14 protein-coding genes are annotated in these 17,499 nt (G+C 72.7%); 2 read left to right on the top strand and 12 right to left on the bottom strand.

Annotated elements, in window-relative coordinates; all coding sequences use genetic code 11:
• Nucleotides 1-5: 5 nt before the first annotated feature.
• The 6 genes from ACX28W_RS09320 to ACX28W_RS09295 all read right to left on the bottom strand — a co-directional run bounded on the left by ACX28W_RS09320 (nucleotide 6) and on the right by ACX28W_RS09295 (nucleotide 6,432).
• On the bottom strand, nucleotides 6-1,469 hold the full coding sequence (locus ACX28W_RS09320; protein ID WP_458998294.1) for a GntT/GntP/DsdX family permease: 1,464 nt from the start codon (nucleotides 1,467-1,469) through the stop codon (nucleotides 6-8).
• Complete coding sequence (locus ACX28W_RS09315) at nucleotides 1,466-2,410, bottom strand: NAD(P)-dependent oxidoreductase (protein ID WP_458998293.1); 945 nt, start codon at nucleotides 2,408-2,410, stop codon at nucleotides 1,466-1,468. Before ACX28W_RS09315 ends, ACX28W_RS09320 begins: the two co-directional genes overlap by 4 nt.
• 181 nt (nucleotides 2,411-2,591) lie before the next feature.
• A complete protein-coding gene (locus ACX28W_RS09310) occupies nucleotides 2,592-3,449 on the bottom strand; it encodes a class II fructose-bisphosphate aldolase (protein ID WP_458998292.1) in 858 nt (285 codons plus the stop codon).
• Entirely contained in the window at nucleotides 3,449-4,891 is a 1,443-nt protein-coding gene (locus ACX28W_RS09305; RefSeq protein WP_458998291.1) for a four-carbon acid sugar kinase family protein, read from the bottom strand. The genes ACX28W_RS09310 and ACX28W_RS09305 overlap by 1 nt, the downstream gene beginning before the upstream one ends.
• Nucleotides 4,892-5,055: 164 nt before the next feature.
• On the bottom strand, nucleotides 5,056-5,757 hold the full coding sequence (locus ACX28W_RS09300) for a FadR/GntR family transcriptional regulator (protein ID WP_458998290.1): 702 nt from the start codon (nucleotides 5,755-5,757) through the stop codon (nucleotides 5,056-5,058).
• A 261-nt stretch (nucleotides 5,758-6,018) separates the two neighbouring features.
• On the bottom strand, nucleotides 6,019-6,432 hold the full coding sequence (locus tag ACX28W_RS09295; protein WP_458998289.1) for a globin: 414 nt from the start codon (nucleotides 6,430-6,432) through the stop codon (nucleotides 6,019-6,021).
• A gap of 498 nt (nucleotides 6,433-6,930) precedes the next feature.
• On the opposite strand from ACX28W_RS09295, the gene ACX28W_RS09290 reads away from it, so the two are divergent.
• A complete protein-coding gene (locus tag ACX28W_RS09290) occupies nucleotides 6,931-7,920 on the top strand; it encodes a methyltransferase domain-containing protein (protein ID WP_458998288.1) in 990 nt (329 codons plus the stop codon).
• Between the two features lie 9 nt (nucleotides 7,921-7,929).
• Here ACX28W_RS09290 and ACX28W_RS09285 read toward each other — a convergent pair whose 3' ends face one another.
• From ACX28W_RS09285 to ACX28W_RS09270, 4 genes are all read right to left on the bottom strand, one after another.
• The gene (locus tag ACX28W_RS09285) at nucleotides 7,930-9,375 is read right to left on the bottom strand and encodes an FHA domain-containing protein (protein ID WP_458998287.1); all 1,446 of its coding nucleotides are present in this window, start codon (nucleotides 9,373-9,375) and stop codon (nucleotides 7,930-7,932) included.
• 73 nt (nucleotides 9,376-9,448) lie between these two features.
• A complete protein-coding gene (locus tag ACX28W_RS09280) occupies nucleotides 9,449-10,795 on the bottom strand; it encodes a vWA domain-containing protein (RefSeq protein ID WP_458998286.1) in 1,347 nt (448 codons plus the stop codon).
• A 97-nt stretch (nucleotides 10,796-10,892) separates the two neighbouring features.
• The gene (locus tag ACX28W_RS09275; RefSeq protein WP_458998285.1) at nucleotides 10,893-12,233 is read right to left on the bottom strand and encodes a PP2C family serine/threonine-protein phosphatase; all 1,341 of its coding nucleotides are present in this window, start codon (nucleotides 12,231-12,233) and stop codon (nucleotides 10,893-10,895) included.
• The gene (locus ACX28W_RS09270) at nucleotides 12,234-14,630 is read right to left on the bottom strand and encodes a serine/threonine-protein kinase (RefSeq protein WP_458998284.1); all 2,397 of its coding nucleotides are present in this window, start codon (nucleotides 14,628-14,630) and stop codon (nucleotides 12,234-12,236) included.
• A gap of 43 nt (nucleotides 14,631-14,673) precedes the next feature.
• On the opposite strand from ACX28W_RS09270, the gene ACX28W_RS09265 reads away from it, so the two are divergent.
• Nucleotides 14,674-14,991, top strand: a complete 318-nt coding sequence (locus ACX28W_RS09265; protein ID WP_458998283.1) for a hypothetical protein — start codon at nucleotides 14,674-14,676, stop codon at nucleotides 14,989-14,991.
• A gap of 31 nt (nucleotides 14,992-15,022) precedes the next feature.
• On the opposite strand, the gene ACX28W_RS09260 is transcribed toward ACX28W_RS09265, so the two are convergent.
• Entirely contained in the window at nucleotides 15,023-16,363 is a 1,341-nt protein-coding gene (locus ACX28W_RS09260) for a zinc ribbon domain-containing protein (protein ID WP_458998282.1), read from the bottom strand.
• A 115-nt stretch (nucleotides 16,364-16,478) separates the two neighbouring features.
• On the bottom strand, nucleotides 16,479-17,492 hold the full coding sequence (locus tag ACX28W_RS09255; protein WP_458998281.1) for a glutamate ABC transporter substrate-binding protein: 1,014 nt from the start codon (nucleotides 17,490-17,492) through the stop codon (nucleotides 16,479-16,481).
• Between the last annotated feature and the right edge of the window lie 7 nt (nucleotides 17,493-17,499).

Below are 17,499 nucleotides of genomic sequence, written 5' to 3'. Positions count from 1 at the left end.
CGCGTCTACACCACGGTCCAGAGGGCGGCTGTCAGGCCGAAGCCCATCACGCCCATCGTCGTGGTGAGGACCGTCCAGGTGCGCAGGCCCGTCGCCACGTCCAGACCCGCGAGCTTGGTGAACATCCAGTAGCCCGCGTCATTGATGTGCGAGACGGAGAGTCCGCCCGCGCCCATCGCCAGCGCGACCAGGGAGAGCTGGCCCGTGGACAGGTGGGCGCGCTCCAGCAGCGGGGCGAGGATGCCCGCCGTGGTGATCAGAGCCACCGTCGTCGAACCCTGGGCCGCGCGCAGTGCAAGGGCCATCAGGAATGCCAGGAACAGTGCGGGCAGACCCGTCCGGTCCAGTACGTCGGCGATCGCGTCGCCGATGCCGCTCGCCACCAGCACCTTGCCGAAGACACCGCCCGCGCCGGCGACCAGGATCACCATGGCCACGGGCGGGAGGGCCGAGGTCATGACGTTCGCGATGTGGGTCCGGTCCCAGCCGCGACGGGCGCCGAGGAAGTACGCGCACAGGGCCAGGTCGATCAGCAGGGCCACCATCGGGGCGCCGACGACCGTCAGGACAGCGCGGAGGGTGGAGCCGTCGGCGAGGAGGTTCTGCCCGAGCGTGCCGACCAGGATCAACAGGATCGGGGTGACGATCAGGGTGAGGACCATGGCGAAGGAGGGCGGGGCGACGCCGCCGTCCACGTCCACCGCCGCGGGGGCGGGGGCGGACTTGGTGAGTACGGCGGTGCCGTGTCCGTCGGGGGCCGACGCGTCGGGGGCCGTTCCGCCGGCGGGGGCCGTTCCGCCGGTGGGCGGCTCGTCCTCGCCGTACACCTCCGCGTACAGCGCCGGGTCCATCGGGTACTCGCGACGGGTGATGCGACGCGAGACCAGGTAGCCGAGCAGGATCACGACCGCGGTGAGGGGGATGCCGAAGAGGAGGACCATGCCCTGGTCGGCGCCGATCGCCTCGGTGACGGCGACCGCGCCCGGGTGCGGGGGCAGGAAGGCGTGCACGGTGAGCATGGCGGCGCCCATCGGCAGCGCGTACACCAGGAGCGGCTTGCGGGAGGCGCGGGCGACGCCGTACGCGATCGGCATCAGGATGATCAGGCCGACCTCGAAGAACACCGGGATGCCGAGGACGAACCCGGCGACGGTGAGGGCGAGCGGGGTGCGCTTGGAGCCGAAGCGGTCGATGAGGGAGTGCGCGAACGCCTGGGCGCCACCGGAGAGTTCGATGATCCGGCCGATCATCGCGCCCAGGGCGATGATCGTCGCGATGTGGCCGAGCGTGGAGCCCATGCCGTCCTCGATGGTCTTCACCAGGTCGGCGGCCGGGATGCCGGCGGCGAGTGCGACGGCGATGGAGACGACGACCAGGGCCACGAAGGGCTGGACCTTGCCGCGGAGGATGAGCAGAAGGAGCGTGGCGACGCCGCCGACGGCGATCAGGAGGAGGGCGGTGTGGCTCATCGGACCTCTCCCTCTGGGGAGGTGGCGGACTTGGGGGAGAGAACCGTCACCACGGACGAGTCGTCGTGGGCGGCGAGGCCGGCGCGTTCACCGAGGAGGTAGAGCTGTCCGGCGGCGGCCGCGAGGGGAACGGGGACGTGGGCGTCCCTGGCGATGCCGGTGACGATGCCCATGTCCTTCACGAAGATGTCGAGGCGTGACTTCACCTCGGGGGCGACGTCGCTCTCGTACGTCTCGACCATGCGCGGGCCGCGGTCGCCGAACATGAACGAACCGGCGGCGCCGTGCCGCAGGCTCTCCACGACCGTGGCCGGGTCGAGGCCCAGTCCACGGGCCAGCGCGATCGCCTCCGCGGCGGCGGCGATGTGGACGCCGGCGAGGAGCTGGTTGATCGCCTTGAGGGCCTGGCCGTCGCCCGGGCGGGGGCCGACGATCGTGAGCGTGGAGGCGAGCAGGTCCAGGACCGGGCGGGCGAGGTCCAGCGCCTTGTCCTCGGCGCCGACGACGATCAGCAGGTCGCCGTTGCCCGCGCGGACCGGGCCGCCGCTGACCGGTGCGTCCACGGTGAGGACGCCGCGCTCGGCCAGGCGCTCGGCGGTGGCACGGGCCGCGTCCGGGCCGACCGTGCTGGTCAGAATGACGGTGCTGCCGGCGCGGAGAGTTTCGGCGGCGCCGTTCTCGCCGAAGAGGGCGCCGTCGACCTGGGACTGGTCGCGTACGGCGAGGAGGACGACGTCGGCGTTCCGGGCGGCCTCGGCGGGGGAGGACGCGTCCGTGCCGCCCGCGGAGGCGATCAGGGCGCGGCGCTCGGCGGCTATGTCGTAGACGGAGAGCGGGAGGTGGGCGGCCAGGTGGCGGGCCATGGGGAGGCCCATGGCGCCGAGGCCGATCACTGCCGTGTGGGGACGGGGAAGGGGCTGGGGTGCGGCTGAGGGTGACATGCGGGTGCGCTCCTTGGGGCGAGCGGGTTCTTTGCGGGTGGTTCCGGGTGGGGAGCCCGGGGGTGGGGAGTGCCGGGGGGGGCGTCCGGCTGGGGGTAGGGATGCCGGGGGGGCGTCCGGCTGGAGGTGGGGATGCCCGGGGGCTTCCGGCTGGGGGGCGGCGGGGGCGAAGAACCCGCGGCTACGAGGGCGTGAGTTGGGTGATGATGCGCGTTGCCGCCTCCGTCACCGCGGCGCGGCCCGCCGACCAGACGCTGACCACGTCCGAACCCGGGAGTGCCGTGGGGAGGTGGGCACTCACCGCCTGGAGGTAGGCGCGGCGGAGTTCGGCGTTGACGTTGACCTTGGCCACGCCTCGGGCGAGGGCACCGAGGAGTTGGTGCTCGGGGAGGCCGCTGGCGCCGTGCAGGACCAGTGGGATCGGGACGGCGGAGTGGATGGCGGACAGGCGGTCCAGGTCCAGGTGGACCGGGTTCGCCGTGAAGCCGTGGACGTTGCCGACCGCCACCGCCAGGGCGTCCACGCCGGTCTCGGCGACGAACTCGGCTGCCTGGGACGGGTCCGTCATCGCGGCGGCGGACGCGTCCGCGTTCGTCGAGACGTCCTCGTCGCCCGCCAGCGCACCCAGCTCCGCCTCCACCCAGGCCCCGTGGTCGCGGGCCCGGCGTACGGCCTCGCGGGTCAGGGCGATGTTGTCGGCGAAGGGGAGGTGGGAGCCGTCGACCATGACCGAGGTGTAGCCCGCTTCCAGGCAGGCGGTGATCTCGTCGAGGTCGCGGCTGTGATCGAGGTGGACGCCCAGGGGAGCCTCGGAGTGGGCCGCGGCGTCCAGGGCCAGGCGCATCAGGGGTTCGCGGCCCGCGTGCTTGAAGGGGCTGGAGCCGGCCTGGATCAGGACCGGGCGGTCCGGGCGGGCTTCCGCAGCGGCGACGATGCCCTGCACCGTTTCCAGGTTGTACGCGACGAAGCCGGCGAGCGCGTGCCCGTTCTCGTATGCCGTCGTCAGGGCCTTCAGGCCCTCGGTTCCGGTCAGCAGCATCAGGCGGCGCTCCTCAGCAGGGCGAGGGCGTCGGCGAGGGCGTGATCGCCGCCGACGTTCCCCGCGAAGACGATGTACGGGATACCGGCGGCCGGGCCGTCGACGGGCTGCCACAGCGAGACGATGCCCGGCAGCAGGGTGCCGCGGGCCCAGGCGCGGCGGATCTCCAGGCCGTGGGTGGCGGTGTCGCTGGAGGTGATGCCGCCCTTCGCGATGACGAAGGCCGGGCGGCGGGTCGCGTTGATGCGGCGTACCGCTTCGACGAGTGCGGCGGAGACGCCGCGTGAGATGGCGAGGCTCTCCTCGGGGTCGTCGGCGGTGACCACCGTGCGGGTGGTGCGGATGACGGTGTCCGCGCTCTCCAGGGCGGCGGCCGCGGCCGTGGCGATCTCGTCGAGGTGAGCGTCGCGGCGGGTGGCGTCGAGGAGCTGGGCCACGTCGAGTTCGAACTCCGCGAGATCGCCGTGCTGTTCACGCAGGTGGTTCAGCTGGCGGGTGGTCAGGGAGACATGGGAGCCGACCACGATCAGGCCGTGGGGGGCGTCGGCGCGCAGGGGACGGAGTTCGGCGGCCGTGAGCGGGGGATGGGCGGACTGGCCCGCTCGGGCTCGTACGAAGGAAGGGCCCACGCGGTAGAGGAGGCGGGCGCCCTGCTCTTCGGCCTCGGCGAGGGCCAGTGCGAGGACGCGGAGGTCGTCGTCGCAGAGGGCGTCGACCACGGCGGTGGCGCCGTCGCGGAGGGCGGTGAGCTGTTCGGCGACGTGGGCGGGACCACCGGTGCGCAGGTCGCTGAGGGTGATGCGGACGACCTTGTCGGCGGGGATGCGGCCGCCTGTCTTCTCCTCGACCCAGTCCGGGAGGGCGGACGAGGTGTAGCCGAAGGTGGCGTCCTTCGCGAACTCGCTCTCGCCGACGGGGAGGAGACCGTCGGGGGTGCGCATCCAGTGGACCGAGTCGATGGTCAGACGGCCCGCCTCGATGTACGCGGGAACGAGGACGACTCCGTCGGGGGCGCCCGCGCCCACGCTCGTCAACTCCTCGGCCAGTACGTCGGTTTCGAGGGGGAAGTGACCGCGGAGGGTGGAGTCGCCGCGGGAGGCGATGGCGTACGGGATGCCCTCGGCCAGGGAGGCCTCGTGCAGGGCGCGGACGATGTCGCGGTTGCGGGTGGCGGCGTCTTCGGGGGAGAGGCTGCGGGTGTTGGTGAGCACGAAGAAGGCGGTGCTCTCCTGGCGGAGGGCCCAGCGGAGGTCTTCCGTGGTCCAGGTGGTGAGGACCGGGATGCCGGCGACCGTCTGGGTGCCGGTGGGGTCGTCGTCGAGGACGACCAGGCGGGGGGCGGTTGCTGTGCGGGCGGCGACCTCGGTGGCTGCCACTGCTCTGACGGGCGGGAGGCCGGCGAGGACCTCTGACTCGGGGAGGGCATGGCGGGGTAGAGACATGGCGGTTCCTGGTGATGGGGGTACGTAAGGGGGCTGAGGTCGGGGGGGGGTGACCCGACAGTGAGGTCGGCGTGGTGGGGGGACGGCGAGCCCGCGCCCGGCGGGACGCCTGCCCACAGCTGTGCTTGTCGGCGGGGGGCTGCCGGTGCCGGTCGTGGCCGGTGTCAGCTGTGCCCTGTGTCCTTCACCACGTGCGTGCGGTAGTCGTCCGCTGTCTGGTTCATGTGGGTGTCCATGGCGCGGCGGGCCTGGTCCGGGATGCCGGACTCCAGGGCGGAGAGGACCGCCTCGTGATGCGCGATGGCGTTGACGCGGATCTGGGGGACCGCGGAGGTCTCGCGGCGGCCCTCGGCCAGGAGGGGGCCGAAGGGCTCGAAGAGGAGCGGGACGAAGAGATTGCCCGTCGCGCGCATCACCGTGTCGTGGAAGTCGATGTCGGCCTGCACGAACTGTTCCGTGTCGCCCGCGTCGGCGGCGACCCGCATCGCGGCGAGGTGCTCGCGCAGCTCGGTGAGGTCGGTGTCGCTCCGGCGGACGGCGGCGAGCTCGGCCGCGCCGTTCTCGATCAGGCGGCGGGCCTCGATGAGCCGCTCGGAGAGCGAGGTGCGGGAGGAGCGGGACGCGGCGCGCACCACGGCATCCAGCGCGGTCCAGCGGTCCGGCGGGTTCACGTACGTGCCGCGGCCGCGGACCACCCGTACGACGTTCTGCGCGCGCAGCTGCTTCACCGCCTCGCGGACAGTCAGACGGCTTACGGACGAGCGCTCGGCGAGCTCGGCCTCCGGGGGGAGGACGGCGTCCGGCGGGTACGTGCCGTCGATGATCTCGCTGAGGAGACGTTCGGCGAGGTCTTCGGAGAGCGACATCGTTGGGCCTCCGCAGGCGGGAACGGGTCGGGCGGGATGACCGTACGCTGACGGCCGGGGTGTCCGATGCGGGGGGCCGGGGAGGCTCCTCGACATCTGACGTCAGACATCTGATGTCTCGATGCGGGTAACCATGACACCGGGGTCGGGGTGCGTCAATACCCTTGCCGGATTACTGTTCGGTTACGAGAAGTGATCTTTCGGTGGATCGGCCGGCGGTTCTGCCGTCCGGCAAGGTGCCGATGCGGCGGCCGACAGGCGTCAGCCGGCCGTGTTCACCATCGAAGCCGCCGCGTACGTCAGGTAGTTCCACAGCGTGTGCTCGTGCTCCTCGGAGAGCTCGAGCTCGTCGACGGCGACGCGCATGTGCTTCAGCCAGGCGTCGTGCGCCGCCTGGTCCACGGCGAAGGGGGCGTGGCGCATCCGCAGCCGGGGGTGGCCGCGGTTCTCGCTGTACGTCGTCGGGCCGCCCCAGTACTGGATCAGGAACAGCGTGAAGCGCTCCTCGGCCGGGCCAAGGTCCTCTTCGGGATACATGGCCCGCAGCAGCGGGTCCTCGGCGACACCCTCGTAGAAACGGTGCACGAGGCGGCGGAAGGTCTCCTCGCCGCCGACCTGCTCGTAGAAGGTCTGCTCCTGAAGCGTGCCGCGCCGAATCTCTTTCACAGTGCCCATGGTCTCAGACCGGGCGGCCGAGGACTCAAGGGTCTCCAACTGTGCGGCGATTGCCTTCGGGACGCTGCGGGATGCTGAATCCGGGCCCGGCCGTAACCCTATGGACCGTCTGTCGTTTTACCTGATACCCGCCGCGTGCTTGAAATGCGCGCGGTCCCCGCCACCGGCACCGTGGTTCTCCTGCGGTGACCGGTTCAGCGTCCGGCGGGGCGGCGATCCCAGGGTGCGCCCGCTCGAAAGAGCCGGGGGTAGTCCAGACGTCGGCATCGCGTCACCGCCAGTGACGCCGCATACGGGCTCTACCCAAGGATCGGCCCGGACTCGTCCGCGCTCGTTACCGCTTCCACCCCTCGGGGCCACGCGACAACTCAGGATCCTCAAGAGTTCCAGAGACGCTCAGGACCACTGCCGGTACACCCACCGGGTACGCCACCGGTACCGACACGATCGGCCGCATCGGCACTCGCCTCGCGGCCCGTCCGGCAGCACAGTGGAGGTATGGGCGCGCACGCTCTCGACAAGAGCGACAACCACGGGGACGACCTCGCCACCTCGGCGCGGGCCGCGCTGGTGCGCGAGATCGAGGCGAGCGGGGCCTGGGACGCCGATCCGGCCTGGCGGGAGGCGTTCGAGGCGGTCCCACGCCACCTCTTCGTGCCGTACTACTACGTCGGCGTCATGGGAGGCTTCGAGCGCGTGTGGGGCCAGGACCCCGACCCGGGGCAGCGGGAGCGCTGGCTGCGCGGCGCCTATGTGGACGCCCCGCTGGCCACCCGGGTGCGCGACGGCGAGTTGGTCTCCTCCAGCAGCCAGCCGTCGCTGATGGCGAAGATGCTCACCGAGCTGGAGGTACGGGACGGGGACGCCGTCCTGGAGATCGGCGCCGGGACCGGCTACAACGCGGCGCTGCTCGCCCACCGCCTCGGCGACGACCTGGTGACCACGGTCGACCTCGACCCGGAGATCACCGAGTCCGCGCGGCAGCATCTGGCCACCGCCGGTTACCACCCGGCCGTCGTCACCGGGGACGGCGCCCGGGGGGTCCCCGAGCGCGCCCCCTTCGACCGGATCATCGCGACCTGCCAGCTGCCCTCGATACCGCGCCCCTGGCTGCCCCAGTGCCGCCCGGGCGCCCGCATCCTGGCGCCCATGGCCACCGGCCTGATCGCGCTGCACGTCCGGGACACCGGGCACGCCGAGGGGCGCTTCCTGCACACGCCTGCCTATTTCGTGCCGCTGCGCGGCGACACCCGGCCCGAACCGGAGCTGCCGTACCTGGGGTCGCTGCCGCGCCGGGCACGCGGCCACGAGCTGTTCCGCTTCCTGCTGGCCCTGACGGTGGACAGCGTCGATCCGTTCGAGGCGTACGCGCTGTGGGAGCGCGAGAACCGACCGGTGCGCGAGCGGTACGGGGTCACGGTCAGCGGCGCGGACGCCTGGGCGTGGCTGGACGACCCCGAGGGGCCGTACGCCTGGCCGCTGCCGTGACCCCCGAGGTCAGCCTCGTCGGATCGTGATCGTCGTCCAGGCGCCCACGTGCACCCGGTCGCCGTCCTGGAGCGGCACCGGCACGAAGGGCTGGATGGGATCCTCCCCGCCGTTGACCGTCGTGCCGTTCGTGGAGTTCTGGTCGACGACCGCCCAGCTGCCGTCCGGCTGCTGGACCAGCATCGCGTGCTGGTGCGAGACGCCCGGGTCCTCCGGGGGCACCGAGAGGTCGATGTCCGGGGTGTCGCCGGTGGAGTGCCGGCGGCGGCCGATGGTCATCTGGTTGCCGGTGAGCGGGCGCTGCTGCTCCGGGGAGTACGCGGGCAGGTTCAGGCCCGCGGCCTCCGGGCCGGAGCGCTGCATCATTGCCAGGAAGTACTCGCGGTCGGGGGCGATCGTCGCCGTCCAGGACAGCGACTGCTGCCGCTGATAGGCGGGGCCGGGGCCGGGCGGGGCCTGGGTCGAGCCGGGCTGCGGGTAGCCGTAGCCGCCGCCCTGACCTGCGCCGGGGCCGCCGGCGGTACCGCCCGGGCCGCCGGGTGTACCGGCCGGCGGGGAGATCACCCAGTCGTCGTCACCGCCGCCGAAGGACGGACCTCCGCGCTGTGGGCCGCCGGGCTGCGGCGGGCCCTGTGCGGGGAACGCGGGCGCGGCCGGCTGCTGCATGAAGGCCTGCGGGGCGCCGGGCGTGGGCCCGGGCGGCGGCGGAACCGGACGCGACGGATCTCCGCCGAAGCCGGAAGGGCCAGAGGGGCCCCCGGGGCGCGACGGATCTCCGCCGAAGCCGGAGGGGCCAGAGGGGCCCCCGGGGCGCGACGGGTCGCCGCCGAAGCCGGAGGGGCCGGGTGTGCCGGGCGGCCCCGGACGCGACGGATCTCCGCCGAAGCCGGAAGGGCCAGAGGGGCCCCCGGGGCGCGACGGGTCGCCGCCGAAGCCCGAGGGGTCCTGCCCGTACGGCGGAATCGGTTCCGCGGGCCGGTTCATCTGCGAGGGTCGCGAGCCCTGGTACTCGAACGGGTCGCGCCCGGGGCCGGTGGGCTGCCCCGGCGGAGGCTGCTGGAACCGCTGCGCCGGATGAGGACCACCAGGAGCCCCAGGCCCACCAGGCCCACCAGGACCGCCGGGTCCGGGCGCCGGCGGACGCGGGGCCGCCGGGGTGTACGAGGTCGCCGTGTTCGTCAGGAAGTTCCACCGGCACTCCTCGCAGAACGGCGCACCGCCCTCACGGGGCGTACGGCACTGCGGGCAGAGCTCCGGCTCTGCGTTGGGCGCGGCGGACAGATGCGGGCGCCCCCCGGGGCCGGGCGGCGGCGGGGGCGAGCCGGGCGGCGGATAGCCGTAACCGCCGGGCGGGGGCGGCGGAGGGGGCGGAGGCACGGCACCGGCCATGCGGTGACCGCAGACCTCGCACCAGTCGTCGGAACCCGACTGGTGTCCGTTCGGGCAGGTCGGCATGTCGGCGCTTCTCCCTCTCCCTTTCCGGCCGTTGTGACCGGGTTTATCCGGCTCCTCGTGGGAACCGGGCTCGCTACTTCTTTACACGAACAGTCTTTGTGGAGCGTGTTTCGAGGGTCATCTCATCAGCTTCTTCGACCCTCGCCTTCAATCGCACAGTACCTGTCGCGGCGTCGACCACGTCCACCACCTTGGCAAGCAGTTTCGCAGTATCGGCGTTGCCCGACGCGCTGGCGAGCTGAACGGCGCGGCCAAGCTTGGCCGTTGCCCCGTCGGCATCTCCCGATTTGCGCAGGTCAAGACCCTGTTGGATGACCTGCGCCAGTTCCGCCTGGCCCGTGTAGTGCGCGACCTGCGCGTTGATCCGCGTCGAGGCCGCCATGTCGTCGGTCCACACCGCTCGCACAAGACCCTGGGCGCCGAGGTTGTGCGTGCTTCCGTCGCCCTGCGGGATCACCAGCGAGACCCGGGCGGCCAGCATCTCCTGGCCGACGGAGCCCGTGGGGACCTCGACGCACACGTGGTAGTCGCGGGACTCGTCGCCCCAGGATCCGGTGGGGTAGTCGCCGGCGCGCGGTCCCGCCTCGGTGCGGCGGTCGGTCAGTTCCTCGACCGTGGGGGCCACTTGCTTGACGAACTTGATCTCCGTGCCGACGGGCGTCCACAGCCTGAGGGCGACGTCCGCGACCTCCTTGCCCATGGCCGTCTCCATCATCTGTGTGAAGTCGGCGGACAGGGCGGCCGGATCGGCGACGATGTCGGCGGTGCCGAGCAGCGCCGAGGCGATCCCGGTGACCTCCTTGACCTCCCAGTCCGTGCCGACACCGCGCGCGTCACAGGTGAAACGCCCGGCGCAGGAGTCGAGAGCGGCCTTCAGGTCCTCGGGCGACTCGTGTTCGTTGCGGCCGTCGGTGAGCAGGATGCCGTGCCGGATCGACACCTCCGCCGAGGACAGCAGCCGGTCGGCGAGGCGCAGCCAGGTGCCGATCGCCGTACCGCCGCCCGCGCTCAGCTTGCGCAGGGCCTGCTTGGCCTGGTCACGGGTCGCCGCGTCGGCGACCGCGAGCCGTCCGCCACCCGGGTAGACCTCCTTGGCGACGTGCGTGCCGCCGATCACCGCGAAGTGCACGCCGTCACGGAGGGTGTCGATCGCCGCCGCCGTCGCGTCGCGGGCGTTGCGCATCTTGGTCGGCGGGTAGTCCATCGAGCCGGAGCAGTCGACCATGATCGCGACGGCCGCGTCCGGGCTCTGCCCCGCCGAGTACAGGTGGGGCGCGCCGACCGCGCTCCCGATGGTCCCGCCGCCGGTGGCGCTCACCGTGACGATCGCGCTGACCTCACGGCCGCCCTCGGGCAGGTACTGGTTCTGGTACACGTCGACCGAGAACTGCGGCACGTTCGACTTCGAGAAATTGGCCATGCCTTCTTCGTCCCCCTCAAGGCCCCCGGTTCCACGGGGGTGATGACAGTAACCGGACCGGTCCCCTCCGGCCCGAGGCCGTCCCCGTCGCGCGGCCTCAGGCGGATCCTGCCCCCTGCGACGGGGCCGGGAACGGCACGACGGCCACTGTTACGTTGTCGTGGCCCCCGCCGTCCAGGGCGTGGCCGACCAACACCTGGGCGCTGTGCAGCGGTCGCGCGGCGGCGTCCAGGGGCACGACCTCGGCCATGTCCTCGGCCGCCTCCGCGTAGTTCCACAGCCCGTCGGTGCACACCACCACTACACCCGGCCGGTCCGGCTTGAAGGAAGCGGTGTGCGGCTCCAGTTCGTACGCGTCCGCGCCGAGCCAGCCCGTGATGGCGTGGGCGCGCTCGTCGGCGTACGCCTGCGCCTCGCTCATCAGGCCCGCGGCGACCATCTGCGCGGCCCACGAGTCGTCCTCGGTGAGCCGGGCCGACGGCGTGCCGCGATCCACGGGCACCCAATAGGCACGGCTGTCGCCGACCCAGCCGACGACCAGCAGGCTGGGGGTGACGACGGCGCCGACGAGGGTGCAGGCGGGTGCGTTCTGGTGCGGGGCGTGATCCTCCTGCGCGGGGGGCGCCTCGGCCAGCGAGTTGACGGCCTCGGCGGCCGCGACGATCGCCTCGTGCATGGCCTGCTGCGGGTGCGTGCCGAGCGGCAGCGCCGCCAGCAGCGACTCGCCGGCGGCCCGGGACGCGGCGAGCGAGGCCTCGTCCGGGCGGGTCGCCGAGGAGACACCGTCACAGACGATCGCGACGACCGCGGGCGAGCCGTCGGGCAGCGCGGTCGAGGAGATGGCGAACGCGTCCTCGTTGCGATGGTGCCGCAGGCCCCGGTCGCTGACCGCGGCGACCGCGCCCAACTCCTGCTCCATGTGGTCGCGCTCGCGTGGCTGCGCGTGCCCGCAGTTCTCGCAGTAACCGTCGCTGTCGACGCTGCCCGAACGGCAGGCGACGCACAACGGACCGCCCGCGGCCGGCGCGTCGAGTTCGGCGGTGCGGGGATCGGTCGGGGGGTGGCCGGCCGGGGGAGCGAGCGGGTACTCGTCCGGCTCCGAAGGCCGGTCGAACCGTACGCCCGCGGACTCGCCCGGGGCGTGCGGGAGCTCGGTGCCGCCCGAGTCCGTGCCCCGGATGTCCGTGGCCCGGTGCACCGGCGCGGGCGTGTCGGAGCTCGCCGGCTCCGGTGCGACGGGCCAGTCCACGGGCGCGGCGGCCGAAGGAGGGCGCGCCGATGCGCCGTTCATGGTGATCGTCGGCTGGTCCTGGGGCGGTGCGGGCACCGCCGACAGGTCATACCCGCACGCACCGCAGAAACGGTCACCCGCCTCCAGCGGCTCCTCGCAACTGGGGCACCGCGAAAGGGCCGTCGGCTGGGGCATCTGGGACATCAATCACACCCACGTCCGGGGGCGGTAACGGTTGGCACGTTCCACCAGGTCGATCCTCTCCTCGCCGCCCTGGGCGAGCCGGGCCAGCGTGCGGTACGAGCGCTCCAGACCGAAGCGGAGACCGCGCTCGTCCAGCTCACTGCCGAGCAGCACCTGTCCGCCCCCGGATTGCGGGGCGGAACCCTGGCTACCGGAGAGTACCCAGTCCAGGGCGCAGCCAAGGACCTCTGTGGACAATTCTCCTCGCCGGACCGCGTCCAGACCATAGCCGTCGAGGGCCTCGACCTGGGCGGCAGCCGCTGTCAGATCGTCCAGGAACGGCGCGGCGGCCGACTCCTCGGCCGACCGCCGCCGCAACCGCGCCCGCACGGCGGCGACGCGCGCCGCGGTGTAGTGGATCGACGCCTCCGGTACGGATTCCAGTGTGCGTACGGCGCCACGGCGGTCGCCCGCCGCGAGCTGGACGCGCGCCAGGCCGAACGCCGAGCTCACATGGCTGGGGTCGGTCGTCCACACCAGGCGGTAGTACTCGGCGGCGTTGTCCAGCTGTCCGAGCACCTCGGCGCACAGGCCGAGCGCCAGCTTCGGCGCGGGCTCGCCGGGGAAGGCGTCGTAGATCGCGTCGAAGGACAGCGCCGCGATCTCGTGCTCCCCGGTGGCGAGGGCCGCCACGCCCCGGTACCAGACCACCCGCCAGTCGTCGGGATGGTCCGCCTCCAGGGCCGCGAGCGCTCTGGCCGCACTGTCCAGCTCACCCATCTCCAGACGGGCCCGCAGCTCGCGCAGCCGCAGCTCCAGGGAGCCGGTGGGCGCCGCGTGCAACGCGGTGATCAGCTCCGCGGGCGCGGACGCCATGAGCCCCGCGAGGAAGCCGGCGTTGGGGTCGCCCGGATCCACGTGGGGGACGGGCAGCGCGAGCGCCGTACCGGCCGCCTGAACAGGCTTGACCAACCCCGCGAAGCGACCGGCTCCGCCGGGCACCGCGCCGCCTCCGGCGCCCGCAATCCCGGCTCCGCCGGCCACGGCACCAGCGGCTCCGCCGCCCAGCCCACTCGCGGCTCCGCCGCCCGGCAACGCGCCGCCTCCGGCGCCGGAAGAAACGGCGAGTCCGCCGCCCTGGGCCCCGGTGCCGCCCTGGGCCCCGGTCCCAGGCCCGACGGCGCCGGAGGCGGACCCGTTGGCTCCGTGCAGGGCCTCACGGGCGCCGGACGCGGACCCGGGGGCCCTGGACGCGGGGGCCCTGGACAGGCCCCTGCGTCGCCGCCCTACCGCCGCCGGAACACTCCGCGCCCCCCACCGCGACACATCCCCGTCCAGCTCCCCGAACAGCTCCGTGTCCACGACCTTGAGTTCGGGTCCGAACAGGGTGGACAGGGCCGGTCGGGCCCGCCCCGTCTGCAGCGAGACGACCTCGCGCAGCACGCCGGTGAGCTGCTCCGCCATCTCCTGGGCGGAGGCGAAACGGCGGGCGGGGTCGGGGTCGGTGGCGCGGACCAGGAGCCGGTAGAAGGACTCGTACTGGCGGAAGACCTCGATGTTGTCGGGGTCGGGCAGGGAGTCCACGAAGATGTTCGTGTAGCCCTGGAAGTCGAAGGTGAGGACGGCCAGCGTGCGGGCGACCGTGTAGAGGTCGCTCGCCACCGACGGGCCGACCTCGGCCACCTCCGGCGCCTGGTAGCCCACCGTGCCGTAGATGGCCGACTCCTCGTCGTCCATCCTGCGCACCGCGCCCATGTCGATCAGCTTGAGCTGGTCCTCGGTCTGGATGGCGTTGTCGACCTTGAAGTCGCAGTACAACAGATTGCGGCTGTGCAGATGCCCGAGGGCCTCCAGCGCCTCGATGCCGTACGCGCAGGCCTGCTCGACCGGCAGCGGGTCGCGCGTCCCGTCCGCCGTCCGGCGCTCGTTGGCGATCTCCTTCAGCGACTTGCCGCCGACGTACTCCATGACGATGTACCCGTCAAGCGAACCCGTCCGCTGGTCCAGGTGCTCCACGAAGTTGTAGATCCGCACGATGTTGGCGTGCTCGATCTCCGCGAGGAAGCGCCGCTCGGAGATCGCGGCCGCCATCGCGTCCTGGTCACCGGTGTCGAGCAGGCCCTTGAGGACCACCCAGCGGTCGGAGACCGCGCGGTCCACGGCGAGGTAGACCCAGCCGAGGCCGCCGTGCGCGAGGCAGCCCACCACCTCGTACTGACCGTGCACGATGTCGCCCGCGGCGAGCTTCGGCACGAACGAGTACGGGTGGCCGCACTTCGTGCAGAACCCCTCGGTGCGACCGGTCCGCTCACCGCGCGAACGCCCCACCGGAGCCCCGCAGTCGGAGCGCGAGCAGAACCGCTTGCGCTCGGGCACCTCCGGGTTCTCCAGCACCATCGCGCGCGGGTCGGGCCGCGGCACGTCCGGCACCTCCACCAGACCGGCACCGAGCCGGCCGCGCCCGGTGGAACCGGCCGCCGAACCGGAGCTGCGCACCGACACCGAGCGGCCGGTCGACGTGCCCGACAGCGAGCGCGAGAGGCGCCCGGAGACCGAGCGCCGCGACTGCGAGGAGCGCGACGACGTACGGGAACTCGCGCGGGAACTGCTGCGGACGCTACTGCTGCTGGACCCGCGTGAGCCTCTGCCGCCCGCAGTGATCCCCGTCGGGGGCGAGCTCAACGCGCCGCTCGCCGAGACGACCGGCGCCAGGCCGCACGTGTCGCAGTACAGCTCGCCGTCGCCCACGTCCTCGTACGACCCCGAGCAACCGGGCCGCTGACAGTTCTGCTGCTGACCCACAGGCTGCTGACTCACGATTCCCCCCTCCGGTCCGTCCGGTCCACACGATCACGGGGCCCGCCCTGCTCAGGCACCCGCGGGTTCAGCAGGTCGGCGACCGCCCGCTGATAGCGCAGCACCGCCTCCTCCGCGACCCGTAGATCGCAGGGCGCGCTCCACAACATGCGCCGCGCCGCGTCGTAGCGCTCGATGAGGAGCGGGTCCTCCGCGAGGCCGTGCCGGGCGACTTTCGCCTTGTACGCGTCGAGGCGGCCGCGCAGCTCCGCGCGGACCGCCAGGGGCTGGGTGACCGCGGTCAACGAGTCGCGGGCGCGCAGCAGTTCGTCCTCGGCCTTCTCCTCCAGCGCCTCCAGGAGCGGCGACAGGCGGTGCCACTGGGCGTGTCTGCGGTACTCCGCGGCCGTCGCCAACTGCTCCTGCAACGCCGTCGGCGGGCCGCTGACGGCCGGCACCTCCGACGCGGCGATCTTCGCCAGCACCTCACCGCGGGCGCTCCGCGCCTCCGCGAGCGTGCGGTCCGCGCGGCTCAGCACGTCCCGCAGTGCGACGAGCCGCGCCTCCGCGTCCTGCCGCACGGTCAGCACCGCGTCGATCTCCCGGCGTACGTCCTCCAGGGCGCGCGCCTCGCGGTCGTACGTCGTCGTGTCCGGGCGCCCGCCGCCAGGGGCCGAACTCCCCTGCGCGGGCACCCAGAAGGCCAGTGGGTCGGACACCACGCGCTCGCGCAGCGTCGTCAGCGTCCGGGTGATCCGCTCCAGGTCGTCGCCCGCCGGGTGCTCACCGGGGCGGACACCGACGGAGTGCGCGAGCCGACGGGTGCGCTGGAGCTCCGCGGCCAGTAAATCGATCCGGGCGGGCAGCGCGGACCAGACGGCGTCCGCGACGACGACCATGTCCAGCGAGGACGCGTACAGCTCGTTCATCCGCTCCACCAGCGCGGACAGCGAGAACTGCTCGCTGAGCCTGCCGGTGCCGGTGAGCGTCGGCGCGTTCGCCGCGGCGGTGGTCGAGCCGGCGACCGTGATGCTCGCGCCGCGCAGCAGCTCGGTCAGCTCGACCAGGTCCTCACGGCTCGACCAGCGCCGGCGCGAACGGATGTCGCGGGCGCTGCGCAGGGCGTCCGTGTACGCGTCGAAGTACGCCCACAGCAGCGTGATCGACGCGTCCGCGGTCGTCCAGCGCTCCTTGGTCGTACCCGTGAGCTCGGCGCCTTCGAGGAGTCTGCGGCCCGCGTGGTCCTGCAGGGCGAGGAGCGAGGACTCGATGGCCTCGTGCTCCGCGCCGAGCCGCGCCAGCGCACGGTCCACCTCGTCCCGGTCCATCACCGGCCCGGGGGGTCCCGTGACGCCCATCGATCACCTCTCGCTCTCGGTCGTTCCCCGCGCTCCTGTCCGGTGCGCCGGGGTAACACTCCAGTCGTGTCAAGCCAGTCGTATCAGGTCGGCCGCTTCCGCCGCTCTGCTCGTCCTAGGTCGTGGGCGGCTTCGACGACGGCGAGTCCGCGCCCAGCGTGGCGGACAGCCACTCGTCGTACGAGGCCTGCCAGCCGCCGCTCTGGCGGTAGTCCACGAGCACCTGGTTGACCCGGCGTACCAGATCGTCGGCGCCCAACTTCATCGCCACGCCGTAGTACTCGGTCGTGAAGGTCTTGCCCTTCAGCTCGACCGTCGGGTCCTGCGCGGCCTGGCTCGCGGCGAGTGCGCCGTCCGTCACCACCGCGTCGACCTGACCCAGCTGGAGCCGCACCAGGCAGTCGAGTTGGTTGGGCACCGTGGTGGAGATGTCGGCGGAGGCGGCGAGCGTGCCCGCCTTCTTGTCGGCGTCCAGCTTGTCGTAGGCGGTGGAACCCGACGCCGAGCAGATCTTCTTCTTCGCCAGCGTCCCGTCGTACCCCTCGATGTCCGAGGTCTTGGGGGCCAGCACCTGCTGTCCGGTCCGGAAGTAGGGGGCGGAGAACGCGACTTCCTCGAGGCGGGCACAGGTGATCGTCATGGTGCGCACCACCATGTCGACCTGGCCGGCTTTGATCGCGGGGATGCGCTGGTTGGTGGGGATGGCGTGGAACCGCACGGCGGCCGGGTCGCCGAGGATCTCCTTCGCGATCTCGTGCGCGAGATCGATGTCGAAGCCCTCGAGGTCGCTGCTCTTCTCGGTGTTGTTCGGATCGCGGTAGCCCCAGCGATAACTGTTCTGGTCGACGCCGACCGACAGATAGCCGCGCTCCTTGATGGCCGTGATCGTCCTGCCGCTCTCGTCACCGGACGGGGCGGGGCTCTGGTCCTGCGGGGCGGTGCACGTGTCGTCGGCCTTCGCCTGCGTGCCCTGGGCGACTCCCTGGCCGCCGATGCCCGTACTGCCGTCCTCCTGGACGGTGTACAGCGGCAGCAGCAGGGCGAACACCGCGGTGACGGCCAGGACGACGCCCATCGCTCCCACGCCGCCCCAGCCCCGCAGGCTCGCCCTCAGACGTCGTGCGCTCATCGCCCAT

Source organism: Streptomyces sp. SD15 (assembly GCF_054462255.1).
This window is presented reverse-complemented; position numbering and strand designations above follow the sequence as displayed.

What these genes read in the sequence shown, in the direction of transcription:
- ACX28W_RS09320 (WP_458998294.1), bottom strand. Translation starts at nt 1,469, where the DNA reads ATGAGCCACACCGCCCTCCTCCTGATCGCCGTCGGCGGCGTCGCCACG.
- ACX28W_RS09315 (WP_458998293.1), bottom strand. Translation starts at nt 2,410, where the DNA reads ATGTCACCCTCAGCCGCACCCCAGCCCCTTCCCCGTCCCCACACGGCA.
- ACX28W_RS09310 (WP_458998292.1), bottom strand. Translation starts at nt 3,449, where the DNA reads ATGCTGCTGACCGGAACCGAGGGCCTGAAGGCCCTGACGACGGCATAC.
- ACX28W_RS09305 (WP_458998291.1), bottom strand. Translation starts at nt 4,891, where the DNA reads ATGTCTCTACCCCGCCATGCCCTCCCCGAGTCAGAGGTCCTCGCCGGC.
- ACX28W_RS09300 (WP_458998290.1), bottom strand. Translation starts at nt 5,757, where the DNA reads ATGTCGCTCTCCGAAGACCTCGCCGAACGTCTCCTCAGCGAGATCATC.
- ACX28W_RS09295 (WP_458998289.1), bottom strand. Translation starts at nt 6,432, where the DNA reads ATGGGCACTGTGAAAGAGATTCGGCGCGGCACGCTTCAGGAGCAGACC.
- ACX28W_RS09290 (WP_458998288.1), top strand. Translation starts at nt 6,931, where the DNA reads ATGGGCGCGCACGCTCTCGACAAGAGCGACAACCACGGGGACGACCTC.
- ACX28W_RS09285 (WP_458998287.1), bottom strand. Translation starts at nt 9,375, where the DNA reads ATGCCGACCTGCCCGAACGGACACCAGTCGGGTTCCGACGACTGGTGC.
- ACX28W_RS09280 (WP_458998286.1), bottom strand. Translation starts at nt 10,795, where the DNA reads ATGGCCAATTTCTCGAAGTCGAACGTGCCGCAGTTCTCGGTCGACGTG.
- ACX28W_RS09260 (WP_458998282.1), bottom strand. Translation starts at nt 16,363, where the DNA reads ATGGGCGTCACGGGACCCCCCGGGCCGGTGATGGACCGGGACGAGGTG.
- ACX28W_RS09255 (WP_458998281.1), bottom strand. Translation starts at nt 17,492, where the DNA reads ATGAGCGCACGACGTCTGAGGGCGAGCCTGCGGGGCTGGGGCGGCGTG.